This is a genomic window from Dyadobacter sp. CY261 (genome assembly GCF_021440085.1).
GTDB lineage: Bacteria > Bacteroidota > Bacteroidia > Cytophagales > Spirosomataceae > Dyadobacter.
On the sequence record NZ_JAKCPW010000002.1, the window covers coordinates 295,621 to 315,091 of the forward strand.

Genomic DNA, 19,471 nt, shown 5'->3' on the forward strand with positions numbered 1-19,471 from the left:
TTTTCGCATTAAACAGCTGGCTCCTGCTGGCTCAGGCAATGGAAGCTGCCCTGGCCCCAGATGATCTCGGTAGCCAGGAGTGGAATAACCTTCCGTCCGGCAAATGCTTTTTCCAGAATATCGATGGCAATCTGGTCGTGTGGATTGTTGAATACCGGCACGATTACGCCCGCATTGCAGATCAGGAAGTTGGCATAAGAGCCCGGTGTACGGAAATCGTCAATAATAACGGCTTTGGGCATGGGTAGTTCAATGATATTGGGTTGCTTGCCATTGACCAGCCGCATTTCTTTCAGCATTTGCAGATTGGTGTTCAAAACTTCGAAGTTCTCATCAGAACGATCGGTTTCTACACAGGCTACGATGGTATCCTGATTCACAAAACGCGTGGTATCATCTATATGGCCGTCGGTATCGTCGCCGACAATGCCGTCTTCCACCCAGAGTATTTGCTCAACGCCATAGTAGTCGTACAGTTTCTGTTCGATTTGGGCCTGATTTAAATGTGGGTTGCGGTTCGGGTTCAGGAGGCAGGACTTACTGGTTAAAATACTTCCTGCGCCGTTAAATTCGACAGAGCCGCCTTCCATAATGATGCCCGGATTGACTACCGGCAAATTCAGGTATTCCGCAACAGCCTGAGGCGTACGATTATCGTCGTCGTAAGGTGGATATTTGCCTCCCCAGGCATTATGGCCCCAGTCAACAATCATTCTCTCTCCGGTGTCTGGATTTACCACAAAAGAAGGACCGTGATCGCGGCACCAGGCGTCGTTGGTAGGTTTTACTATCAGCTCTATTTTGGCAAGATCTACACCCGTCTTCATAAGCTCCCCAATAATGAACTGTTTCAATGCCTCGTCATTGGCGATAATGCCCACATTTTCACCCTGGCTAATCGCTTTGATGAATGCCAGATATTGGGGCCGCATTTTGGCAAGTTTGTCGCCCTGCCACGAGGCATCGTTATGCGGAAAAGTAAGCCAAGTAGCACGGTGCGGTGCCCATTCGGCTGGGAAAGTAAAACCAAGTTCGCGGGGTGTGGATGAAGCGGGATTTGCTGTCACGGTATATTTAATGTATCAGTTCTGCTCAAAATGAAAGTGTAAAGGTCGTAAAAGGTTTCGAAGCTGACCAATTACAAGGAAAGTTTGCGCATTGGAATACAAAAAATAAAGCCCCGCGAACGAGGCTTTACCGGATTGCTGAGTAAATAATAAGATCAGTTGTTGGAGACCATCACATTGTCGACCAGATAAGTGCCATCTACCGTTTCCAGGTTGTAGGCCTTGTTGACGCGCCTCGCATTTTCCTGAACCGCTCCGACTTTCCAGGACGACACAATGCCGGTTGAAGGCTCATAATGATAGAGAATATCATTTTTCGAGAGCCTCTTCATGCGTTTTCTGCCCCGGTTGGTCTGCACTTTATGGTTCGGCGTGGCTTCCAGTAGCAATGCGGGGACGATCGGCGAATCGGATGACGCATTATCGTCCACTGGCCTCAGGTACACCGCGGTCAAAAGCGAAGTAGGCTGGTTGAAAACATCGATCTGCTTCACTTGCGTGCTGGCAGTTTTACCGTCTTTGCAAGTCTTCACATGCTCACCCACGCGCACGTCCGCGATGGATTTCATGCTGCCGTCGGCCATTGTCACCGGCGCGCTGGCCGAGAAATACTTGCACCTTTTGGTACTTTTCGCCATCCGGATCGTCGCCTGCGATTGAATGCTGCTGACGGCTGTGATCTCGGTTTGGGCAAATACTGTGAGTGACAGGAGTGAAAAAATACTGGTAGCCAGGACCTTCATGTTGTGTTAGGTTACGACGAAGCCTTCGACATTTTTACAAATACCTTACTCAGCGCATTGGGCACCGCACCGAGGCAGATCAGGATCAGCCCTGCGGTAATGAGCGTGGAGGTATGTGCAAAGAATGAACCGGAAGACAGAATTGCTAAAATTAATATCGTTGAGAATGGTAATGAGAATGCAAGTAATAATACAGCCAGCTCGAGATCAAATGTTCTTTTTTCCTTCGGCATGGCTTTGGCATCTTCCCGCAGGTTGAATGCCGAAATGTGTGCTAGCGGCCAGAAACTGGCGGCACTCAATGGGATCACAATCGACAGCAACACCATATTCAGATCGGTAATGTTGAGCACATAAATCATCCCCGCACTAATGAGCATGGTGATGCCGGCGCGAAAAAAGAGGATACATGCAACGATACGCTTCTTACCTTCTTTTAGTTGCACGGCCAGACCGATGAAAAGAAGCACAAGCGGCGTCATCATGGCGCTCGTTTTATCAAAAATATCCGTTACCAAAGGCGGCAGCGTATTATAGTTTATTCCGACACTGAGCAGAATGATTGCAATGAAAATCAGCAGATTAATGGGCTCCTGGAACATGCTTGCAAACAGACTTTTGAGCTTTCCGCCCATCTTGGTTTCTTTGTCGTCGCTGTTTTTCAGGAACATATTCATCGCGAGAATGTACAGCGAAATGAGCACGAAAAATTTGTTGCCCACATCGGCGAGGGCTGCAATAGCAAGGCTTTTTTCACCCAAAAATTCTGCGATAAATGGAAAACAAGACAGGCCCGGCGCCAGTGAAGGAATGAGCATCATCAAAGTACGACCGGTAGGGCTGTTCTTTTCTATTCCAAACAATGCGAATGCAAGCGGCGCGGAAAAGAACATCAGGAAATTGAAGATCAGCGTAACGAGCGGAATGATGAACATCGACGAATCGATGTCGATTTTCATTAAAGAGATAAATATCGTTGAGGGTAGCGCCACCGAGAGAATGATCTCCTTGATGCCGTTGGTTTGGTCTTTATTCTTGAATTTGCTTTTGAGCAACAATCCCAAAGCAATTAGTAGTAATAGCGTGATGGTTTTTTGTAATGCGTCACTCATAGTCCAGAATATTTTTATGGGTAATAGGAGTATCGATGATTAAAGAGGGTTTGCTTTCGCAGAGTGTTGTAATAGGAGTGAAAATGTTACCGTTGTTGCATGCACTTCGCCCGCCCGGCGGCCCGGTACGCTCACTTCGACTACGCTCAGTGTGACAACGCGCGAGGTGTCATCCTGAGCGCAGTCGAAGGATGGTGGCGATGTTGCATGCACTTCGCCGGCTCGGCCCGGTACGCTCACTTCGATTACGCTCAGTGTGACAACGCGCGAGGTGTCATCCTGAGCGCAGTCGAAGGATGGTGGCGATGTTGCATGCACTTCGCCCGGCGGCCCGGTACGCTCACTTCGACTACGCTCACTTCGACTACGCTCAGTGTGACAATGCGCGAGGTGTCATCCTGAGCGCAGTCGAAGGATGGTGGCGTTGTTGCTAGCTCAACGCCCCGAGCGCGCCTACAAACGCCTTCATCTCATCCATCGTACCGATGCTTACGCGGCACCAGGGTTTGTTCTGGATGTCGAAAGAGCGGACGGCGATGCCTTTGGCGGTCATTTTGGTGAGCAGCTCCTTGCCCGGAATGCTGATCGGGAAGAGCACGAAGTTAGTGTATGACGGGATGTATTTGTAACCCATTTTATCGAGGTTCTCGTACAGGTAGGTTTTCGCTTCGTGGTTCAGTTTGCGGGTGGTGCCCTGGAAATCCTTGTCGTCGAGGCTGGCGGATGCTGCGAAGATCGACGTGTAGGAAATGCCCATTCCGCCGCGGGTGATTTTGTTGATCGTTGCGAGGTATTCTGGCTGCGCTGCAATGTAGCCCACGCGGATACCGGCCATACCCATGATTTTAGAGAATGTGCGGGCGATGATCACGTTTTTCTTTTGAGCCAAAAGCGAAACCATACTTTGCGTATCCGCACCTACTGCCAGTTCGATATAGGCTTCATCTACAAATACAGGCACTTTTTCCGACACGCGTGAGCAGAAATCGAGCAGATCCTGACCTTTGGTAATAGCGCCGGTCGGGTTGTTGGGGTTACAAACGTAAACGAGCTTGGTGTCCTTGTCGATCGCCGCTTCCATTGCTTTCAAATCGTGCGACCAGTCAGCTGTACATGGAACGGGCTTCCAGGTTGCACCTACCGATTTTGCAACGCTTACGAGCGACATGTAGCAAGGGTCGGCCGAAACGATATTTCCGCCTTTCATGAAGGTTACCAATGCCACTTTTTCGAGCAGGTCGGAAGAACCCGGGCCCATCATGATGTGGTCGGCAGTGACGCCTTCTTTCTTGGCTATTTTGTCAATAAGATCATACATTTCCTTCCATGCGTAACGGTTACCGTTTTTCACGGACTCCGCAACGGCCTTTTGTGCCGACATTGGCGGGCCGTATGGGTTTTCGTTCGCACTTAATTTGGCAATGATTTTGGGCGCCTTGAAGTCGTTTGGCAAGAAATTCTCTCTTACCATTGGGCTGCGGAAAATGCGGTTCTCGGGATCCAGTGACAATGGGGTATTCTCGAATGCGCCAGCGGTAAGGTGTGGGGCTACGGCGATACCACCCAATGCCATTAAACCGGATTTTAGAAGGTTCCGACGGTCAATTTTTTGGTTCATTGTTCAATTGTTTAAGTACGTGACGATTAATATTAGGAGTAAAACTCTTCATTCAATTTACAAATAAACAAGCCAACTACGAAGCACAGTCGGCTTGTTTTTCAATTAGTTAGCTTGTACTTGCGAGAATCGCGTGAATGCAATCCCCTTATGGCTGCCCGACCATGAGATCTTCGTGATGCTGCCTGCCTTGGGTGCGGTAACACCCAGGTCGGCCCAGGTTTTTTCGAGCTTTACCACTCCCTGCGCATCCGAGGTAACCTCGCCGAGAACGGCACCGGTACGCAAGGTGATTTTGATAGATAAATTCGGTACAGGGATTGAGTCGATGCCTTTGGTATGATCCAGAATGTTGGTCTTGTCGAGTTCCAGGAGCCTTGCGGAAAGCGTCAGTTTGTCGGCGGTTGCGGAATAAGCTACTGTCGGTTCGCTGGCAATGGGAGCTCCGAAGGGCGCGCCTACAATGTCGACCAGTACAGGTGCCACGTCCCTATCGAGGAACGGGTCTTCTTCTTTGCACGATACGAACCCGAATGTCAACGCCAGCAATACAACAGCGGAAGGGAAAAGCGATTTGATATTTTTCATATTCTTCGAAGTCTTTGAATTGGGAATAAACCGTTATTTCTCAGCCCACCACAGTTTGGTTTTCATATCGTCGGCACCGCCGTTGAGCTTCGCGCCATCGTCGACGGACTTTGCATTCAGCGAGTATTCGGAGGCGGGATAGTTAAAACGGGTAGGAAGGACTCCGCCATTGTTCAGCACCGCACGCGGATCCGCTGCCGGGAATACCGGGAAGCCGGTTCTGCGCCATTCGATCCAGGCTTCCACGCCTTGTCCGAAGAGCGAGATCCATTTTTGTTCGAGGACTTTTTCCTTGCTTACCGGGCCGGCTTTGGCCATGTAGCCGGTTGGCGGCGTGAGGCCGTACTGGGCGAATGACGCGGTAATGCCGTCCTCAAAATATTTTTTTGCATCGCCGGTAATATCGCCGTCAACAGCAGCCTCGGCGAGGATGAAGTTCAGGTCTGCGAAAGTCATGATCACTTCCGGAGCAGCTGCATCCGTGAAAGCCTTGCCGATGGTCGAGCTGGTGGCGAGGTAGCCGGTAGCGATAGCGTCGGGAAGGCCGTTGGCGTGGCCCTCGTACAAGCCGTCTTTGTTAGGATTAGCATACACGGTAATACGGGTGTCACCCAACGCATTCATCTTGTCTGCCAGCGTTTTGCTGATGTTCCAGTCGGTACGGCCACCCTGGATCAGGATCTGGTTCCACTCGTTGTTGCTGGGGAGCACGGTGGTGCATTTCAGCGAGGCATTGTCGGCATTGCTGGTAAAAATCGGGAATTTGGTGGCGTCACCGAGGATTTCCGCAAATATCGCTTTCGACTCTGCAGGTTTTTTAGCAGCCTGGCGGTTAGCAAGGCGCAGACGCAGCGAGTTTGCGAATTTCTTCCATTTGAGAATATTCCCCTCGTACAAAATGTCCCCCGCGATGGCTGGTCCGCCTACTGTCAGTTTCTCGTTGGCCGTTTTCAGATCGTTCAGCAAGCCGGCATAAATGGTTTCCATCGAATCGTATTTCGGCGTATAAACCGGCTCGCCCGCGGTGCCTTTGATGGCGTCGGTGTAAGGGATCGACCCGTACATATCGGTGAGCAGTGAGAATACCCAGGTGCGCATCACTAGTGCGACACCTTCATAGTTAGCGTTAGGTGAAGTTGATTCCGCATTGGTCTGGTTAATGATCCGCTGGAAGTTCAGGAGGCCGTCGTTGAAAAAACCTTTCCAGTTGTTCGACAGCAGGGCAGGAGACACGGTATAGTCATCGCCTTCATTGCTGTAAATATTGCGCGTCAAATGCTGTACGTAGAGCTCGGCCGCATCGATATTGATGCGCTCGAAGCGTTCGCGGTGGCCCCAGTAGCGGTCTACCGATGTTTCGATGCCGGTAGGGAGCAGATATTGCGGTCCGATAGCGGTAGGGCTGTTCGGGCTCACGTTCATGCTGTCAAAATCCTTGGTACAGCTGGTGATGCTCAATGCGCCTGCCAGGGCTGTCATCCAAACGGTTTTATGAGTCAATATGCTTTTCATCTCGTAATGCTTTTTAGGTCTTCAAATAATTGGACTGGATCAGAATGACAGTGCGAGGTTTGCACCAATACTGCGGGAACTTGGCAGCTCACCATAACCGAATCCTTGCTGGTTGCCGCCTTTTGCGTCGATCTCAGGATCGATGTGAGGCGTGTTTTTGAAGATCATCCAGACGTTCCGACCTACGAGCGAGATCTTGGCGGACTGGATTTTTACCTTTTTCAAAAGTGATGGGCTGAAAGTGTAGCCAAGCGACAGTTCGCGCAGTTTCACGTAACTCGCATCGAAAATCGCCGACTCGTGGTAGTTACGCGGGTTGCTGTATCCGTAAAGCTGGTTGGCAGTTACAATAATGTCGTTGGGGACATAAGATTTCGAACCATCCGCAGCTGTTACTTCACGCACACCCTGACCGATCACGCCTTCTTCGCGGCCTAATGCGGTTTCGGCATACTGGCCTGTCCAGCGAGCCGTTCCCGTACCTTCATCATAAATGTCGCCACCCATACGAACGTCAACCAATGCGCTCAATGACCAGCCTTTGTAGTTGAATGTATTCAGCATACCGCCGATCCAGTCGGGCTGGATGTTACCCAGGTTCTGCCCGGCCGCCGTAAGCGGAAGGCCGTTTGAGCCGTAAACCACCTGTCCATTGTTTTTCTGGAAACCAACGCCGTAGAATGTGCCGTAAGGATGTCCCACGCGTGCTTCGGACGACATACCGCGCTGTGTTGCAAGGGTATAGGTTGTCAAACCTTCGGCGAGCTCAACTACTTTGTTGCGGTTGCGGGCCCAGTTCAACGAAACATCCCAGCTGAAACCGCCCGGCAGTTTCACAGGCGTTCCCGAGATCGATATTTCGACTCCTTTATTGGTGATCTTTCCGGCATTGAGGATACGGGTATTGTAGCCGCTCGCTTTCGAGATTTCCACGCCGAGGATCTGGTCTTTGGTAGTTTGCTCGTAGTAAGTCACATCCAGGCCGATCTTGCCTTTCAGGAAGCGAAGGTCGGCGCCGAGTTCGAGGCCGGTAGTGATCTCCGGTTTCAGGCCGCTGTTCGCGATTTCGATGTTTTCGGAAAACTTAGGCACTGCCCCATTCCATGAGCCTTTCGCGAGATAGGTTTGGGCCAATTGATAAGGCGTGGCGTCGTTACCAACCTGCGCATAGCTGGCGCGTACTTTACCGAATGTGAACACATTGCTTTTGACATCGAACAACTCCGTTAAAACCGCGCTCAATGAAGCAGATGGGTAGAAGTAAGAGCGTGCATTGGCAGGCAGCGTGCTCGACCAGTCGTTACGGGCAGTCAGGTCGAGGAACAATGCGTCTTTCCACGAGAAATTAGCCGTTCCGAACACACTCTGCGTTTCCGATTTTTTGATCTCACTTTCAATCGTATTCTGGCTCGGAACCGAGTTGCCGGCATTGTAAAGGCCATCCACCACGAGTTCACCTACATAAAAATAGTTTCTTTTGTAATAATTGGTCCGTTTGATACCACCTACCTGCACGTTCAATCCAAGATCAGTGGAGAGATTCTTGTTGTAGGTCAGCATGAAATCCGAGTTTGTTTCCTGGCTTCGGAGCACTTCTTCCGAGTAACGTCCCGGTGTACGTACGCCATTACGGACGCGGAGGAAGTTTGAAACGTTGATGCGTGTATCGGACCAGTAATCGGTACCGCTGCGGAGCATCAGGCTCAGTGAAGGCAGGATTTTGTAGTTCAATGCAATGTTTCCCAACAACCTGTCTTTCTCGTTGCTCTGCGGAAGCCGTTTCTGGGAAAAGTAAGGGTTGGTAAAGAATGTGTGCTGCCAGTTAGGCGGATCGGTGTCGTTACCGCGCTGGTTGTGCACATCGATATAGCTTTCGTAATCGCGCAGCTGTTCCCAGGAAACGTGGCGGTGCGACCAGATGAATTCCTGTCCACTGCCGTAGCTCTTGTTATCCGAACCGGATTTGATATACTCACCTGAAAGTGTAATGCTCAGGTTTTTAGTCAGGTTATAGCCGGAGTTGATTCGGAAGTTGTTTCTGTGAAAATCATTGTAATACATGATGCCGGTCTGGTCAACACGGCTCAGGCCGAGGCGGAAATAGCCTTTGTCGTTGCCACCATTCAGCGCAATGCTGTTAGTGGTCGTGCGGCCGGTGTTCCAATATTCTTCCCAGTTGTTGGGCTGAGGAGTCAGTGGTGCAACATCGTCACCAGTCCACCACTGTCTCACCAGACGCCCGTCCATTGGAGCTCCCCAGCTTTCATCTGTACCTTCTGATCCTGCGAGAGGATATCTTGCGTCATAAACGGCGCGGTATTGCGCAATTTCCTTTGGATCGGTGATGTTGCCGCTCCATCCGTCATTATACCAGGTGCGGTAACCATTACCACCTCCATAAGTGTTCTGAAAGTCGGGTTTGATCCAGGGGCGCTCGAAAGTGATGTTGGAATTGATATCCACACCGAGCCCTTTAGTGCCCTGGCCGTTTTTAGTAGTAATCAAAATAACACCGTTGGCAGCGCGCGAGCCGTACAATGCCGCAGCATTAGGCCCTTTCAGTACCGACATTTCCTTGATATTGTCGGGGTTGATCTCTGAAATGCCGCCACCCCATGTTTTATTGGCTGTTTGCTCCATAGGCACGCCATCGATCACGATCAATGGCTGGTTGTTACCAGAAACCGACGAAGACCCACGGATCTGGATTGTAGAACCGCTGCCCGGCCCACCGTTCGATTGCACGCGGACCCCGGCAATTTTTCCTGAAAGGGCATTCGCCACGTTCGTTGAACGCGACTCCGTCAATGCGCTTCCTTTTACTTCCTGTACTGTATATCCCAACGCCTTTTTCTCACGCTCGATACCGAATGCGGTTACCACCACCTCGGCAAGCTGTCGCGTGTCGGCGTCTAGCTTGATGTCGAATTTAGTTTGGTTCCCAATCGGCATCTCTTTGATCAGGAAACCCACATATGAGATGACGAGCACGCCATCATCTGGAACCGAAAAGCTGAAATTGCCCTCAGCATCGGCATTTGTACCCACATTGGTGCCTTTGTAAATGATTGACGCGCCTGCAAGTCCGAGACCATCTTCGGCTGCCGTAACCTTTCCGGTCAGTTGACGCACTTGAGCGTAAGCGACCGGAGAACACAGACAAACCCATATAAATAAGAGTAGAACTTTACGCATGGGGAATCAGGGTTAAATTGTTAGGTATTTGGTGATGTAGTATCGGGAGGGGAGGAAAAAAAGTTATGGCTGTGTGGAGTCCACACTGCCGTGCGCCGCACACACTTTCGCGTGGACAGAACAACACAGCCATAAGCTTGCAACACTGCTTTTCCGGAAAGCAATACCCTCTTTAATCGAGGACAAACAGGGCAATAATTTCAGTGAGGCCATAGAAAAGCCTTACGGAGACAAGCGTTGTTTGTCCACGGGGTCAAGAAACCTGTATTAAAAAAATTATATTGTGTTGGAGCGTAACCTACCCGGCAACCATGTTGCGGCTCGTCCGGATTTCAGTAAGTCCCTCTCAACACGTTCAGATATATTCATGTGCGGCTGGAATATATCCTCGGTTTAGAAGTTCTGTCATTCGTTTAATGACTTTTCAAATATACTGACAATGTCAAATAATGCAAGAGATAAAATTTAAAAATTGAAGTTTTTTGCAATATAAATTGGTTGTCTGGGAAGGAGGCCTGATATTATTGTAATAATTTTATAAATAATTTTACTAATCTGATTTTTGGAGCTACCCATCGGTTTTATAGATTGATACTTGCACTTTACTGGTGTAATTGGCTAAAATATAGGTATTTACCAATTGTAGATCCTAGTGAAATTGTAACATTAGGTTACTAAGACAGTTTGCGTCCGTTTGCACGCTTGCAGATCAGATATAATAAAAAAGAGCACCCTGTCGTCAGGGTGCTCTTTTTTATTATATTGAAATAGTTATATTTTTAAATTAAGATTGATCGATAAACCGCTTTAAAATAGGCCGGTAAGAATCAACTCGGCGGTCGCGCAAGAATGGCCAGGTAGTGCGGTAATGATCAAGTTTCGCAAGATCCAGCTCTTCTACATGTGTCACTTCCTCGTCATGCGGAGCCAGGTAAAGTAGCCTGCCTTGTGGGTTTGCGATGAACGATCCTCCCCAGAACTGCTGGTCGGCTTCACGGCCCACGCGGTTGACAGACACTACATACACGCCATTTGCCACAGCATGTCCACGCTGCACGGTTTGCCACGCGCCATATTGCTCGTCGTTAATGATCGGATCTTGCTCATTGGTATCCCAACCGATGGCGGTAGGATAGAAAAGGATTTCTGCACCCATGAGGCTGGTAATGCGGGCAGCTTCCGGATACCACTGGTCCCAGCAGATCAAGACGCCGATCTTGGCAAATTTGGTATTGAAGATCCGGTAGCCGTCGGTATCCTGCTCGCCTACGGAAGCGTCGCCCGGCGAAGCGTCGCCCGGAGTGAAGTAGAACTTCTCGTAATAACCCGGATCATCGGGAATATGCATTTTTCGGTACTTGCCCAGGTAAGTGCCATCGGCATCGAGCACGGCGGTGGTATTGTGGTACAACCCGGGCGCGCGTTTCTCGAACAAAGAGGCGATGATTACCACGCCCAACTCGTTCGCTAATGCACCCAGCGCATCGGTAGATGGGCCAGGAATAGCCTCAGCGAGGCTGAAATTGCCGTGATCCTCGACATCGCAGAAATACAGCGATTTAAAAAGCTCTTGCAGACAAATGATATTCGCGCCTTGGTGCGCGGCTTCGCGGATTTTTTCGGTTGCCTTCTGAAAGTTAGCATCAACGTCCGAAGTGCAGCTCATCTGCACCAGACCAATGTTTACTTTTTTTGCCATTTGGGATGTTTGTGTGGATGAATAATGGTCGGGAATGCAACACTAATTTTGCTGCGGGAGTTCTGGGATCGGGAAATCGAACGAAATATCGTTCATGCATTTGAAATGCTTTTTCGGGCATTCCTTGTGACCGATCTTGGAGCATGGGCGGCAATCGAGGCCTTTGGTTTCCAGTATTTCAAATGCAGTTTCATAAGGATACATACCAAATTCAGGAATGGTATTGCCCCAAATGGAATAGACTTTTTTACGAAATGCAGCCGCGACATGCATCAATCCGGTGTCGTGAGAGAACACGATCAATGCTTTTTGGATCAGCGAGGCCGACTGGTTGAAATTGTATTTCCCGCAAGCATTCAAAATTTGCTCATCGCTCAATGCGTTGCGAATGGCCTCACCGGCTTTGGAATCTTCCGGCCCGCCAAGCAAGATGATCGGATGGTTGATCTTCCGGCAAAGTTCGATCATCCGTGGCACCGGCATTTTTTTGGTAAAGTGCTGCCCGCCGATGGCATAGGCGACGTAGCTTTTCCGATGCGTTTCGGGTAGCCATTCGAGCTCTACCTGGTCTTTATAAGGAATAAAATAGTCCAGCCCTTCGCCGTCATTTTGGATATGGAAGGTTTTGAGTGTATCCAAACAGCGGTCTACGATGTGCAAATTGGGCAGGTAATTAATTTTAAATTGCGTCATGAGCCACTTTTGCACATTCAGTTTTTCGAAGCTGAATGCAGGAACGCCAAGCGCCCATTTGATACGCAGCGTGCGGATGTTTCGGTGCAGGTCGATGATGTAATCGAACTTTTCCTTTTTAAGAAGTGAAAGAAGTTGACTAGCATTACTCTTTTCAAGCAGCCATACCTTATCTATATAGGGATTCTCCTGCAGCAGGAATCCGAATTTACTTTTAGTAAAATAGTGAATTTCGGCCTCCGGCATTTGCTTTTTCAGGCAGCGTATCACGGGCGTCGTAAGCACGATGTCGCCAATGGAAGAAAAGCGCAGAATAAGGAATTTGACCGGTTTATTCACTTTGAAGTTCCTGAATTAACTGTGATTGCGGAAGATTTTCCGGCTTTTTGTGTTTCCAGCGCTTGTGTGACCAGAGCCAGTTTTCGGGTTGCTGTATAATGTCCTGTTCGAGAAAGCCAATCTGGGCTTGTAAAATACTATTGTTGGGCGCCTGCTTCGGTGTTTCGGTGATCAGTTTGAAATAGGCTTTATAAAATCCTCTTTTTGCCACATTCTTTAATACAGCCATATATAAAACCGGAGAATTGAGTCGTCGTGCGATCAGTTCTACACCCCGAAATACACCGGTGTCCTGGTTAAGAAATTTGGTCCAGAACGCCTTTTCAGGTGCGGGCGACTGGTCGTTGATGAGTATGAATATGAACGGCCGGTCGCGCGGTTGCATGGCTTTGGAAATCGCCTCTTTCATCGTTACCATTTCGGTCCCGAACCGCGTCCTCACATTTTTGAACCAATCTTCAAATGCATCGTTTTGAAGTTCATGGTACACCACAACCATTTGGTGTGACAGTCGTACCGAGCCAAACAGGTTCAGCATTTCCCAGTTTCCGAGGTGGCCTGCCACTACGACCAGGTTCTGGTTCTTCTCGTAATAATAGTCCAGAATAGACACGTCGAGATCGATCCGAGCTAACAGATCCTCCCTGGAAATTGATTTGAGTTTGATCGTTTCGAAAATGATATCGGTGAAATTGCGATAAAATCGGGTTGCAATTGCCCGGATGGTCTTCTCGTCGTAAGCAGGAAAGCTGTTGCGGAGGTTGCTTAGCACGACATTTTTCCTGTATTGGCCGATATCGAAAATAAGGAACCGGAAAATGTCGGAGAGCTTGTAAAGTTTTGCCCAGGATAGTCTTGAAATCGCATTAAGGACATTCAGGGACAAGTGGGTAAAAAACGCTTTCATTTGAGATTACTTCTTTTGCAAACCAAGAACCAGTCGGCAAAGGTAGCACATCCGTTCAATTTTTTTTCTTATATTCACTGTTTCAAACAGTAGAATAATGCTATGCTGGAAGGATTATTTGATATCAAGAATGATCGCAGACTAAGCGTTTATCTGTACCGCGCTGGTTTCGGAATGTGGCTGATGTACCTCGTGCTCGGCGCGCCTGCGATACATGCGTATAAACATTACCGCCAGGATTGTGGAATGTTATGTTTTGCGCTAATGATCTTCGGTTTCACCGCCTCAATGGTGTACGATTATTTCCATCATCGCGATCAGTATGAGGTTAAGAAGAAGTGGTTGTTTATCAGTTATGTAATTCTGGCTGGGCTGATCTATTTCCTCGAATTCAGAGGCCACAACAACAGCATCAACATCGACTGGCTGCTGGGCCTGCTCTAATCTGTCAAGCCAGTGACCGACTGTGATTTCTGCATCATTTTACGTACTTTCTCATGGGAAAGATCCGGTAATGCCGCCACCTGACCGATCACAATGATCGCCGGGGATGCCATTTCGCTTATCTGGCAAAGCGGCACGATATTGCCAATATTCCCCGTCACAACCTTTTGATCTTCAAGTGTTCCGTTCCGGATGATGGAAATAGGCTCGTCGGCTCTGCCCAGGTCTGAGTAAATGGCAACGATTTCCTGCAATTTGTGAAGCCCCATTAAAATAACGACCGTTGCGGTGGACTGAGCTGCGAGCCGCACGTCTTTCGAAAGCTCATGTTCCTTGGTAGTACCAGTAATGACCCAGAAGCTTTCGCTTACACCACGTGAGGTTAACGGAATGCCTGCCAAGGCGGGAACTGCATAGCTACTTGAAATGCCGGGGATGACTTCGGATTCAATGCCGTGTTCGGCAGCAAAAAGAATTTCCTCGTAACCACGACCAAAAATAAATGAGTCGCCTCCTTTCAGCCGTACTACCTCGCCATATTGACGTGCCATTTCAACGATCAGGTCATTGATGTCGTCCTGGCCGCAACTGGTTTTGCCGAAGCGCTTACCGACAAGGATTTTGACGCAGTCTTCCGGGCAGTAATCCAGTAATGAGGGGTGGGCAAGGGAATCGTATAGTACAACCCGTGCTTTTTGCAGGGCTCTGATCCCTTTGAGGGTAATCAGTTCGGGATCGCCCGGGCCTGCACCGATAAGTGTCAGTTTCATGGTGAGAAAGCGATCGGTGGTCGGCGGTCGGCGGTCAAATAATTTCGACCACCGACCGCTGACGGCCGACCGCAGTTTTTTTAACTATCTTTTCCGAACGAAAGCTCCTGCAGTGCAGGCTCTCCGGTTTCGATCAATTGGGACTCGCGGGTTTCGCGGACAAAATTCAGGAAGCTTTCGGCAGTGTTAATGAAATAGCTGGCAAATTCTTCGCTTGGTTCGAATTTATTAATGCTGAATACCAATGCTTTGAACGGTGTCTCAGCTTGGTTTTCTACCGCAAATTCAGCCGGGACGTCATATTTGAACTCCTGTCCGAAATGCGTTTCGAAGTCGTTGATAATGCCGTATTGCGTGTTGGTAGTCACGTCTTTTGACATTAGCAAACCTTTGGCGCCGGTGATGAACACGTTGTAAGCATGGTAAATAGCATCAGCCCAAACATCCGACTGGAAAGATTCTCTCGCAAGGCTCAACTTCTCCTGGCCTTCGATGATGGTAGTTGCCACAAGGTCAACCAGCACAGAAGCACATTCTCCGACCCCGATTTCTGTTTTAAACAACTCATCGTGATCCCAGTCGCGGTAGTCGTTGTCCTGAACGGTAGTCAGGTCTGCCAGCGGTTTCAGTAACTGGAAGAAATAATTCTTAGTCTGGCGCAGGTAATACTGGTTATAATATTCGCCGTCGAATGCATTGGCTTCATAGTCGTTGAACAGCAGGCGCAACACTTCCGGTCCGCGTTTGGTAGGAACCTTAATGACCTTGTCGCCAATGAGACCAATGCCATCACCCGAGAAACCACCACCGAGCAATACTTGCAATGCAGGCAGAACCAGTTTACCATTCTTGATCGAGCTGCCGTGGAAACCAATGTTGGCTGCATTGTGCTGGCCGCAACCGTTCATACAACCGCTGATCTTGATTTTAATATCTTGATTATAAATCATTTCCGGATATTCATCACGCATTACATCTTCAAGCACGCGCGTGATACCGTAACTGCTGGAAATCGCCAGGTTACAGGTATCAGTTCCCGGGCAGGTGGTAATGTCCATGGTGCTGTCGAAGCCGGGCGTTACTAATCCAAGTTTCGCAAGTTCGTGGTAAATCGCTACGAGGTCTTCCCCTTTGACAAAACGGAGGATATAACCCTGGTTCACAGTCACGCGAATGTCGTCGGCAGCATATTGGCGTACAATGTCGGCCAGGCTGCGGGCGGTGTCGGAGCTCATATCACCCAGCAATACACGCAATTGCACGGCATACCAGCCTTTTTGTTTTTGCTCAAATGTATTGGTTCTCAGCCATCTGGTGAAAATATCCAGCTTGTCGGTGTCGATACTTTCGGCTGCTATTTTCAGTATTTCCGCTTCGGACAGTGAGGGACGTGGCGCGTGGTTGATGGCCTCGTATTCATTCGTTCCAAACAAATCTTCCGGAACCTGGAATACCTTGTTTTTAACCGCTTTGCCTTCTTCCTCTACCTTTTCCATCATTGCTTCCAGGCCGAGGTCGTTCAAAAGGAACTTCATACGCGCCTTGTGCCGACGTACGCGCTCGCCGTAGCGGTCGAAAACGCGAAGCATGGCCTCGATGAACGGGATCACCTTTTCTTCTTCCAGGAATTCGAATGCAGTCTGCGCCGAGAATGGCTGAGCGCCAAGTCCGCCACCGATCAGCACTTTAAAACCACGAACCGTTTCACCGGCCTCGTTCTGGCCCAATTTGGCGATCAGTCCCACGTCGTGGATGAATGCCAACGCGCTGTCTTTTTCGGAAGAAGAAACGGCTATCTTAAACTTCCGGCCCATATCCTGATTGATCGGGTTGCGGAGGAAATAGGAGAAAATCGAATGGGTGATCGGCGTCACGTCGAATGGTTCATCGGGATCTATACCCGCGACAGACGATGCCGTTACGTTGCGGATGGTATTACCACAAGCTTCTTTCAAAGTGATGCCCGCATCTTCCAGGTCAGCCCACAATTGAGGTGAATCTGCCAGCTTTACAAAGTGCAACTGGATGTCCTGGCGCGTGGTCGCATGCAGGTTACCGGTTGCATACTTGTCGGAAGTATCGGCTATGCGCACCAACTGGTTCGCCGTAACACGGCCGTAAGGCAATTTGATACGAATCATCTGCACGCCGGGCTGACGCTGACCATACACACCGCGTGTCAGACGGAATTTACGGAATGCCTCTTCCGGCGTCTCGCCAGAGTAGAAACCACCGATTTTTTGTTGCAGGTCAATGATATCGCGCTTCGCAACGGCGGATACTTTGTTAGAAATGATTAATTCGCTCATGGTGATATTCTAATCGTCTATCGGGATAGTATATTTTTATTCGGTAGTGTGGTGTCGTTGGGTTTGCGCCTTCGATAGCTCGGCTTCGACTGCGCTCAGCCTGACATGCGTAATGTCTCTAAGCGTAATGTGTCACCCTGAGCGCACCGGGCCGCCGGGCGGTGGAAGGGGCATGCCCCAACGTTACGCAATCATACACGCCCCAACCGTCACATTTGATGTCTCGTCAATCAAAATCGCTGCGCCGTTTGCGCGGTTTTGCTGATAGGGGTCGTAGGCGATAGGCTGGGCTGTCCGCAGAACGATCCTTGCTACGTCGTTCAGTTTCAGGCTTTCTACTTCATCCAGCTTTTCGTATGAATTGATGTCAATTTGATATTCAATGCCGCGGATCGAGCAACGTGAACGTGCCGTGCCATGTTGCAGTACATATTTATTTCCTGGTTTCAATGTCTTTTTATCATCCATCCAGCACACAAGCGCTTCAATATCCTGGCTGACGATCGGTGAATTATTGATCGAAACGATCGTGTCGCCGCGGCTGATATCAATATCGTCTTCCAGTAATATCGTCACAGATTGAAGAACAGATGCCTCAGCTATTTCGTTTCCGCCAAATTCAATTTTAGCGATTTTAGACTCTCTTTCAGAAGGTAATACCTTGATCAGATCACCTTTTTTGAAACTTCCACTTTGCACCCGACCAGCGTAACCACGGTAATCGTGCAACTCATCGGTTTGAGGACGGATGACATATTGAACGGCAAAACGGCCATCATCCAGGTTCTGATCCTTTAATACATTCACCGTTTCCAGAACAGAAAGCAATGTTTCGCCAGTATACCAGCCCATACTTTCCGATCTTTCCACGATATTGTCACCATTCAAAGCGCTCACCGGGATGATCGTCAGGTCTTTGATAGCGAGCTTTTCTGCGAGTTCTGTATAGCTTTTCGCGATTTCAAGAAAGGCATCTTCTGAATTGCCTACCAAATCCATCTTGTTTATTGCCACGATCACATGCGGAATGCCCAACATGGAAGCGATCAGCGAATGGCGGCGGGTTTGTTCGACCACACCGTGGCGTGCATCCACTAAAATAATGGCCAGGTCCGCATTGGAAGCACCGGTCACCATGTTACGGGTGTACTGAATGTGCCCCGGCGCATCGATGCTGATGAACTTGCGGTTCGGCGTCTGGAAATATTTGTAAGCCACATCAATGGTAATGCCCTGCTCACGCTCCGAACGGAGACCGTCCGTCAGCAATGCGAGGTCAATTTCCCCGGCGTTGCGGGTTTTGCTGGCGCGTTCGATGGCTTCCATCTGATCGGCCAGGATATTTTTTGTATCGTAAAGCAATCGCCCGATCAATGTGCTTTTGCCATCATCTACGGAGCCTGCTGTTATAAATCTTAGTAAATCCACTGGTAATAGTTTAAAGTCTATGAGTTGAGAGTTTATGAGTTAAGTTTATGAGTTGCTTAAACTGGACTCATAAACCCATGAACTTTTAACTCCTTAAAAATAGCCCCCCTTCTTCCTATCTTCCATCGCTGCCTCGGTTTGCTGGTCGTCGATGCGGGTTTCACCGCGTTCGCTGATGCGTGAGACGGTGATTTCGGCGATTACTTCATCCAGGGTGATAGCACTGGATTCCACTGCTGCGGTACAGGTCATGTCGCCTACGGTACGGAAACGCACCTGGCGGGTAACGATCTGATCTTCCGGGTCGGATTCGATCACCGGCGTATTGTTCAGCAGTTTGCCGTCGCGGAGGATCAGTTCGCGCTCATGCGCGAAGTAGATCGAAGGCAAGGTGATATTTTCTCTTTTAAGGTAAGCCCAAACGTCCAGTTCAGTCCAGTTCGAGATCGGGAACACGCGTACGTTTTCGCCTTTCTGAATGCGGCCATTGAACAAATTCCAAAGCTCAGGGCGCTGACGTTTCGGGTCCCATTGACCAAATTCGTCGCGGAACGAGAAAATACGCTCCTTTGCACGAGCTTTTTCCTCGTCACGGCGTGCACCGCCTATACATGCGTCAAATTCAAATTCTTCGATGGTATCGAGCAAAGTGAAAGTCTGTAGCCAGTTGCGGCTTGCATTCTTACCGGTTTGTTCTTTCAAACCTTTTGCCTTAATCGTATCCTCCACATAGCGAACGATCAGTTTGGCATTGATTTGCTCTGCCAGCTCGTCACGGTATTCGATCGCTTCGATAAAGTTGTGGCCGGTATCGACATGCACGAGCGGGAAGGGGATTTTACCGGGTGCAAATGCCTTTTTCGCCAAATGAACCAATGTGATCGAATCCTTACCTCCTGAAAACAACAGGGCAGGGCGCTCAAACTGGCCGGCTACTTCACGCATAATGTAAATGGCCTCTGCTTCCAGCTGATCCAGGTAATCCGGAGCGCTGCGTTCACTAATCTCCCGTTGGATGTCGGAGGCCTCGTTCACTGAAATTGACAT

15 protein-coding genes are annotated in these 19,471 nt (G+C 49.3%); 1 reads left to right on the forward strand and 14 read right to left on the reverse strand.

Annotated features, from left to right (window positions below; all coding sequences use genetic code 11):
- Nucleotides 1-8: 8 nt before the first annotated feature.
- The 10 genes from LZD49_RS08520 to LZD49_RS08565 form a co-directional block, all read right to left on the reverse strand.
- Entirely contained in the window at nt 9-1,067 is a 1,059-nt protein-coding gene (locus LZD49_RS08520) for an agmatine/peptidylarginine deiminase (RefSeq protein ID WP_234666919.1), read from the reverse strand.
- Between the two features lie 155 nt (nt 1,068-1,222).
- Nucleotides 1,223-1,810 carry a Hint domain-containing protein gene (locus LZD49_RS08525; RefSeq protein ID WP_234666920.1) on the reverse strand — a complete coding sequence of 196 codons (588 nt, stop codon included), beginning with the start codon at nt 1,808-1,810 and terminating at the stop codon, nt 1,223-1,225.
- Nucleotides 1,811-1,821: 11 nt separating this feature from the next.
- Entirely contained in the window at nt 1,822-2,922 is a 1,101-nt protein-coding gene (locus LZD49_RS08530) for a hypothetical protein (protein ID WP_234666921.1), read from the reverse strand.
- A gap of 430 nt (nt 2,923-3,352) precedes the next feature.
- Nucleotides 3,353-4,540: a histidinol-phosphate transaminase gene (locus LZD49_RS08535; protein WP_234666922.1), complete on the reverse strand. Its 1,188-nt coding sequence runs from the start codon at nt 4,538-4,540 to the stop codon at nt 3,353-3,355.
- Between the two features lie 105 nt (nt 4,541-4,645).
- Complete coding sequence (locus tag LZD49_RS08540; protein ID WP_234666923.1) at nt 4,646-5,128, reverse strand: hypothetical protein; 483 nt, start codon at nt 5,126-5,128, stop codon at nt 4,646-4,648.
- 33 nt (nt 5,129-5,161) lie between these two features.
- On the reverse strand, nt 5,162-6,640 hold the full coding sequence (locus LZD49_RS08545) for a SusD/RagB family nutrient-binding outer membrane lipoprotein (RefSeq protein ID WP_234666924.1): 1,479 nt from the start codon (nt 6,638-6,640) through the stop codon (nt 5,162-5,164).
- A gap of 39 nt (nt 6,641-6,679) precedes the next feature.
- Nucleotides 6,680-9,835, reverse strand: a complete 3,156-nt coding sequence (locus LZD49_RS08550) for a SusC/RagA family TonB-linked outer membrane protein (RefSeq protein WP_234666925.1) — start codon at nt 9,833-9,835, stop codon at nt 6,680-6,682.
- A 784-nt stretch (nt 9,836-10,619) separates the two neighbouring features.
- Nucleotides 10,620-11,534, reverse strand: a complete 915-nt coding sequence (locus tag LZD49_RS08555; RefSeq protein WP_255720969.1) for a carbon-nitrogen hydrolase — start codon at nt 11,532-11,534, stop codon at nt 10,620-10,622.
- A gap of 42 nt (nt 11,535-11,576) precedes the next feature.
- Nucleotides 11,577-12,566, reverse strand: a complete 990-nt coding sequence (locus tag LZD49_RS08560) for a glycosyltransferase family 9 protein (protein WP_234666926.1) — start codon at nt 12,564-12,566, stop codon at nt 11,577-11,579.
- Nucleotides 12,559-13,473: a lysophospholipid acyltransferase family protein gene (locus LZD49_RS08565; protein WP_234666927.1), complete on the reverse strand. Its 915-nt coding sequence runs from the start codon at nt 13,471-13,473 to the stop codon at nt 12,559-12,561. The genes LZD49_RS08560 and LZD49_RS08565 overlap by 8 nt, the downstream gene beginning before the upstream one ends.
- Before the next feature lie 102 nt (nt 13,474-13,575).
- Here LZD49_RS08565 and LZD49_RS08570 point away from each other — a divergent pair, with 102 nt between their 5' ends.
- The gene (locus tag LZD49_RS08570) at nt 13,576-13,917 is read left to right on the forward strand and encodes a hypothetical protein (protein ID WP_234666928.1); all 342 of its coding nucleotides are present in this window, start codon (nt 13,576-13,578) and stop codon (nt 13,915-13,917) included.
- On the opposite strand, the gene cobA is transcribed toward LZD49_RS08570, so the two are convergent.
- The 4 genes from cobA to cysD form a co-directional block, all read right to left on the reverse strand.
- Nucleotides 13,914-14,687, reverse strand: coding sequence for a uroporphyrinogen-III C-methyltransferase (gene cobA, locus LZD49_RS08575; RefSeq protein ID WP_234666929.1), 774 nt, complete (start codon nt 14,685-14,687; stop codon nt 13,914-13,916). The genes LZD49_RS08570 and cobA overlap by 4 nt on opposite strands.
- Nucleotides 14,688-14,767: 80 nt before the next feature.
- Nucleotides 14,768-16,996: a nitrite reductase gene (locus LZD49_RS08580; RefSeq protein ID WP_234666930.1), complete on the reverse strand. Its 2,229-nt coding sequence runs from the start codon at nt 16,994-16,996 to the stop codon at nt 14,768-14,770.
- A 183-nt stretch (nt 16,997-17,179) separates the two neighbouring features.
- The gene (locus LZD49_RS08585) at nt 17,180-18,424 is read right to left on the reverse strand and encodes a sulfate adenylyltransferase subunit 1 (protein WP_234666931.1); all 1,245 of its coding nucleotides are present in this window, start codon (nt 18,422-18,424) and stop codon (nt 17,180-17,182) included.
- A 93-nt stretch (nt 18,425-18,517) separates the two neighbouring features.
- Nucleotides 18,518-19,471 (reverse strand): sulfate adenylyltransferase subunit CysD, encoded by a 954-nt coding sequence (gene cysD / locus LZD49_RS08590; protein ID WP_234666932.1) that lies wholly within the window; start codon nt 19,469-19,471, stop codon nt 18,518-18,520.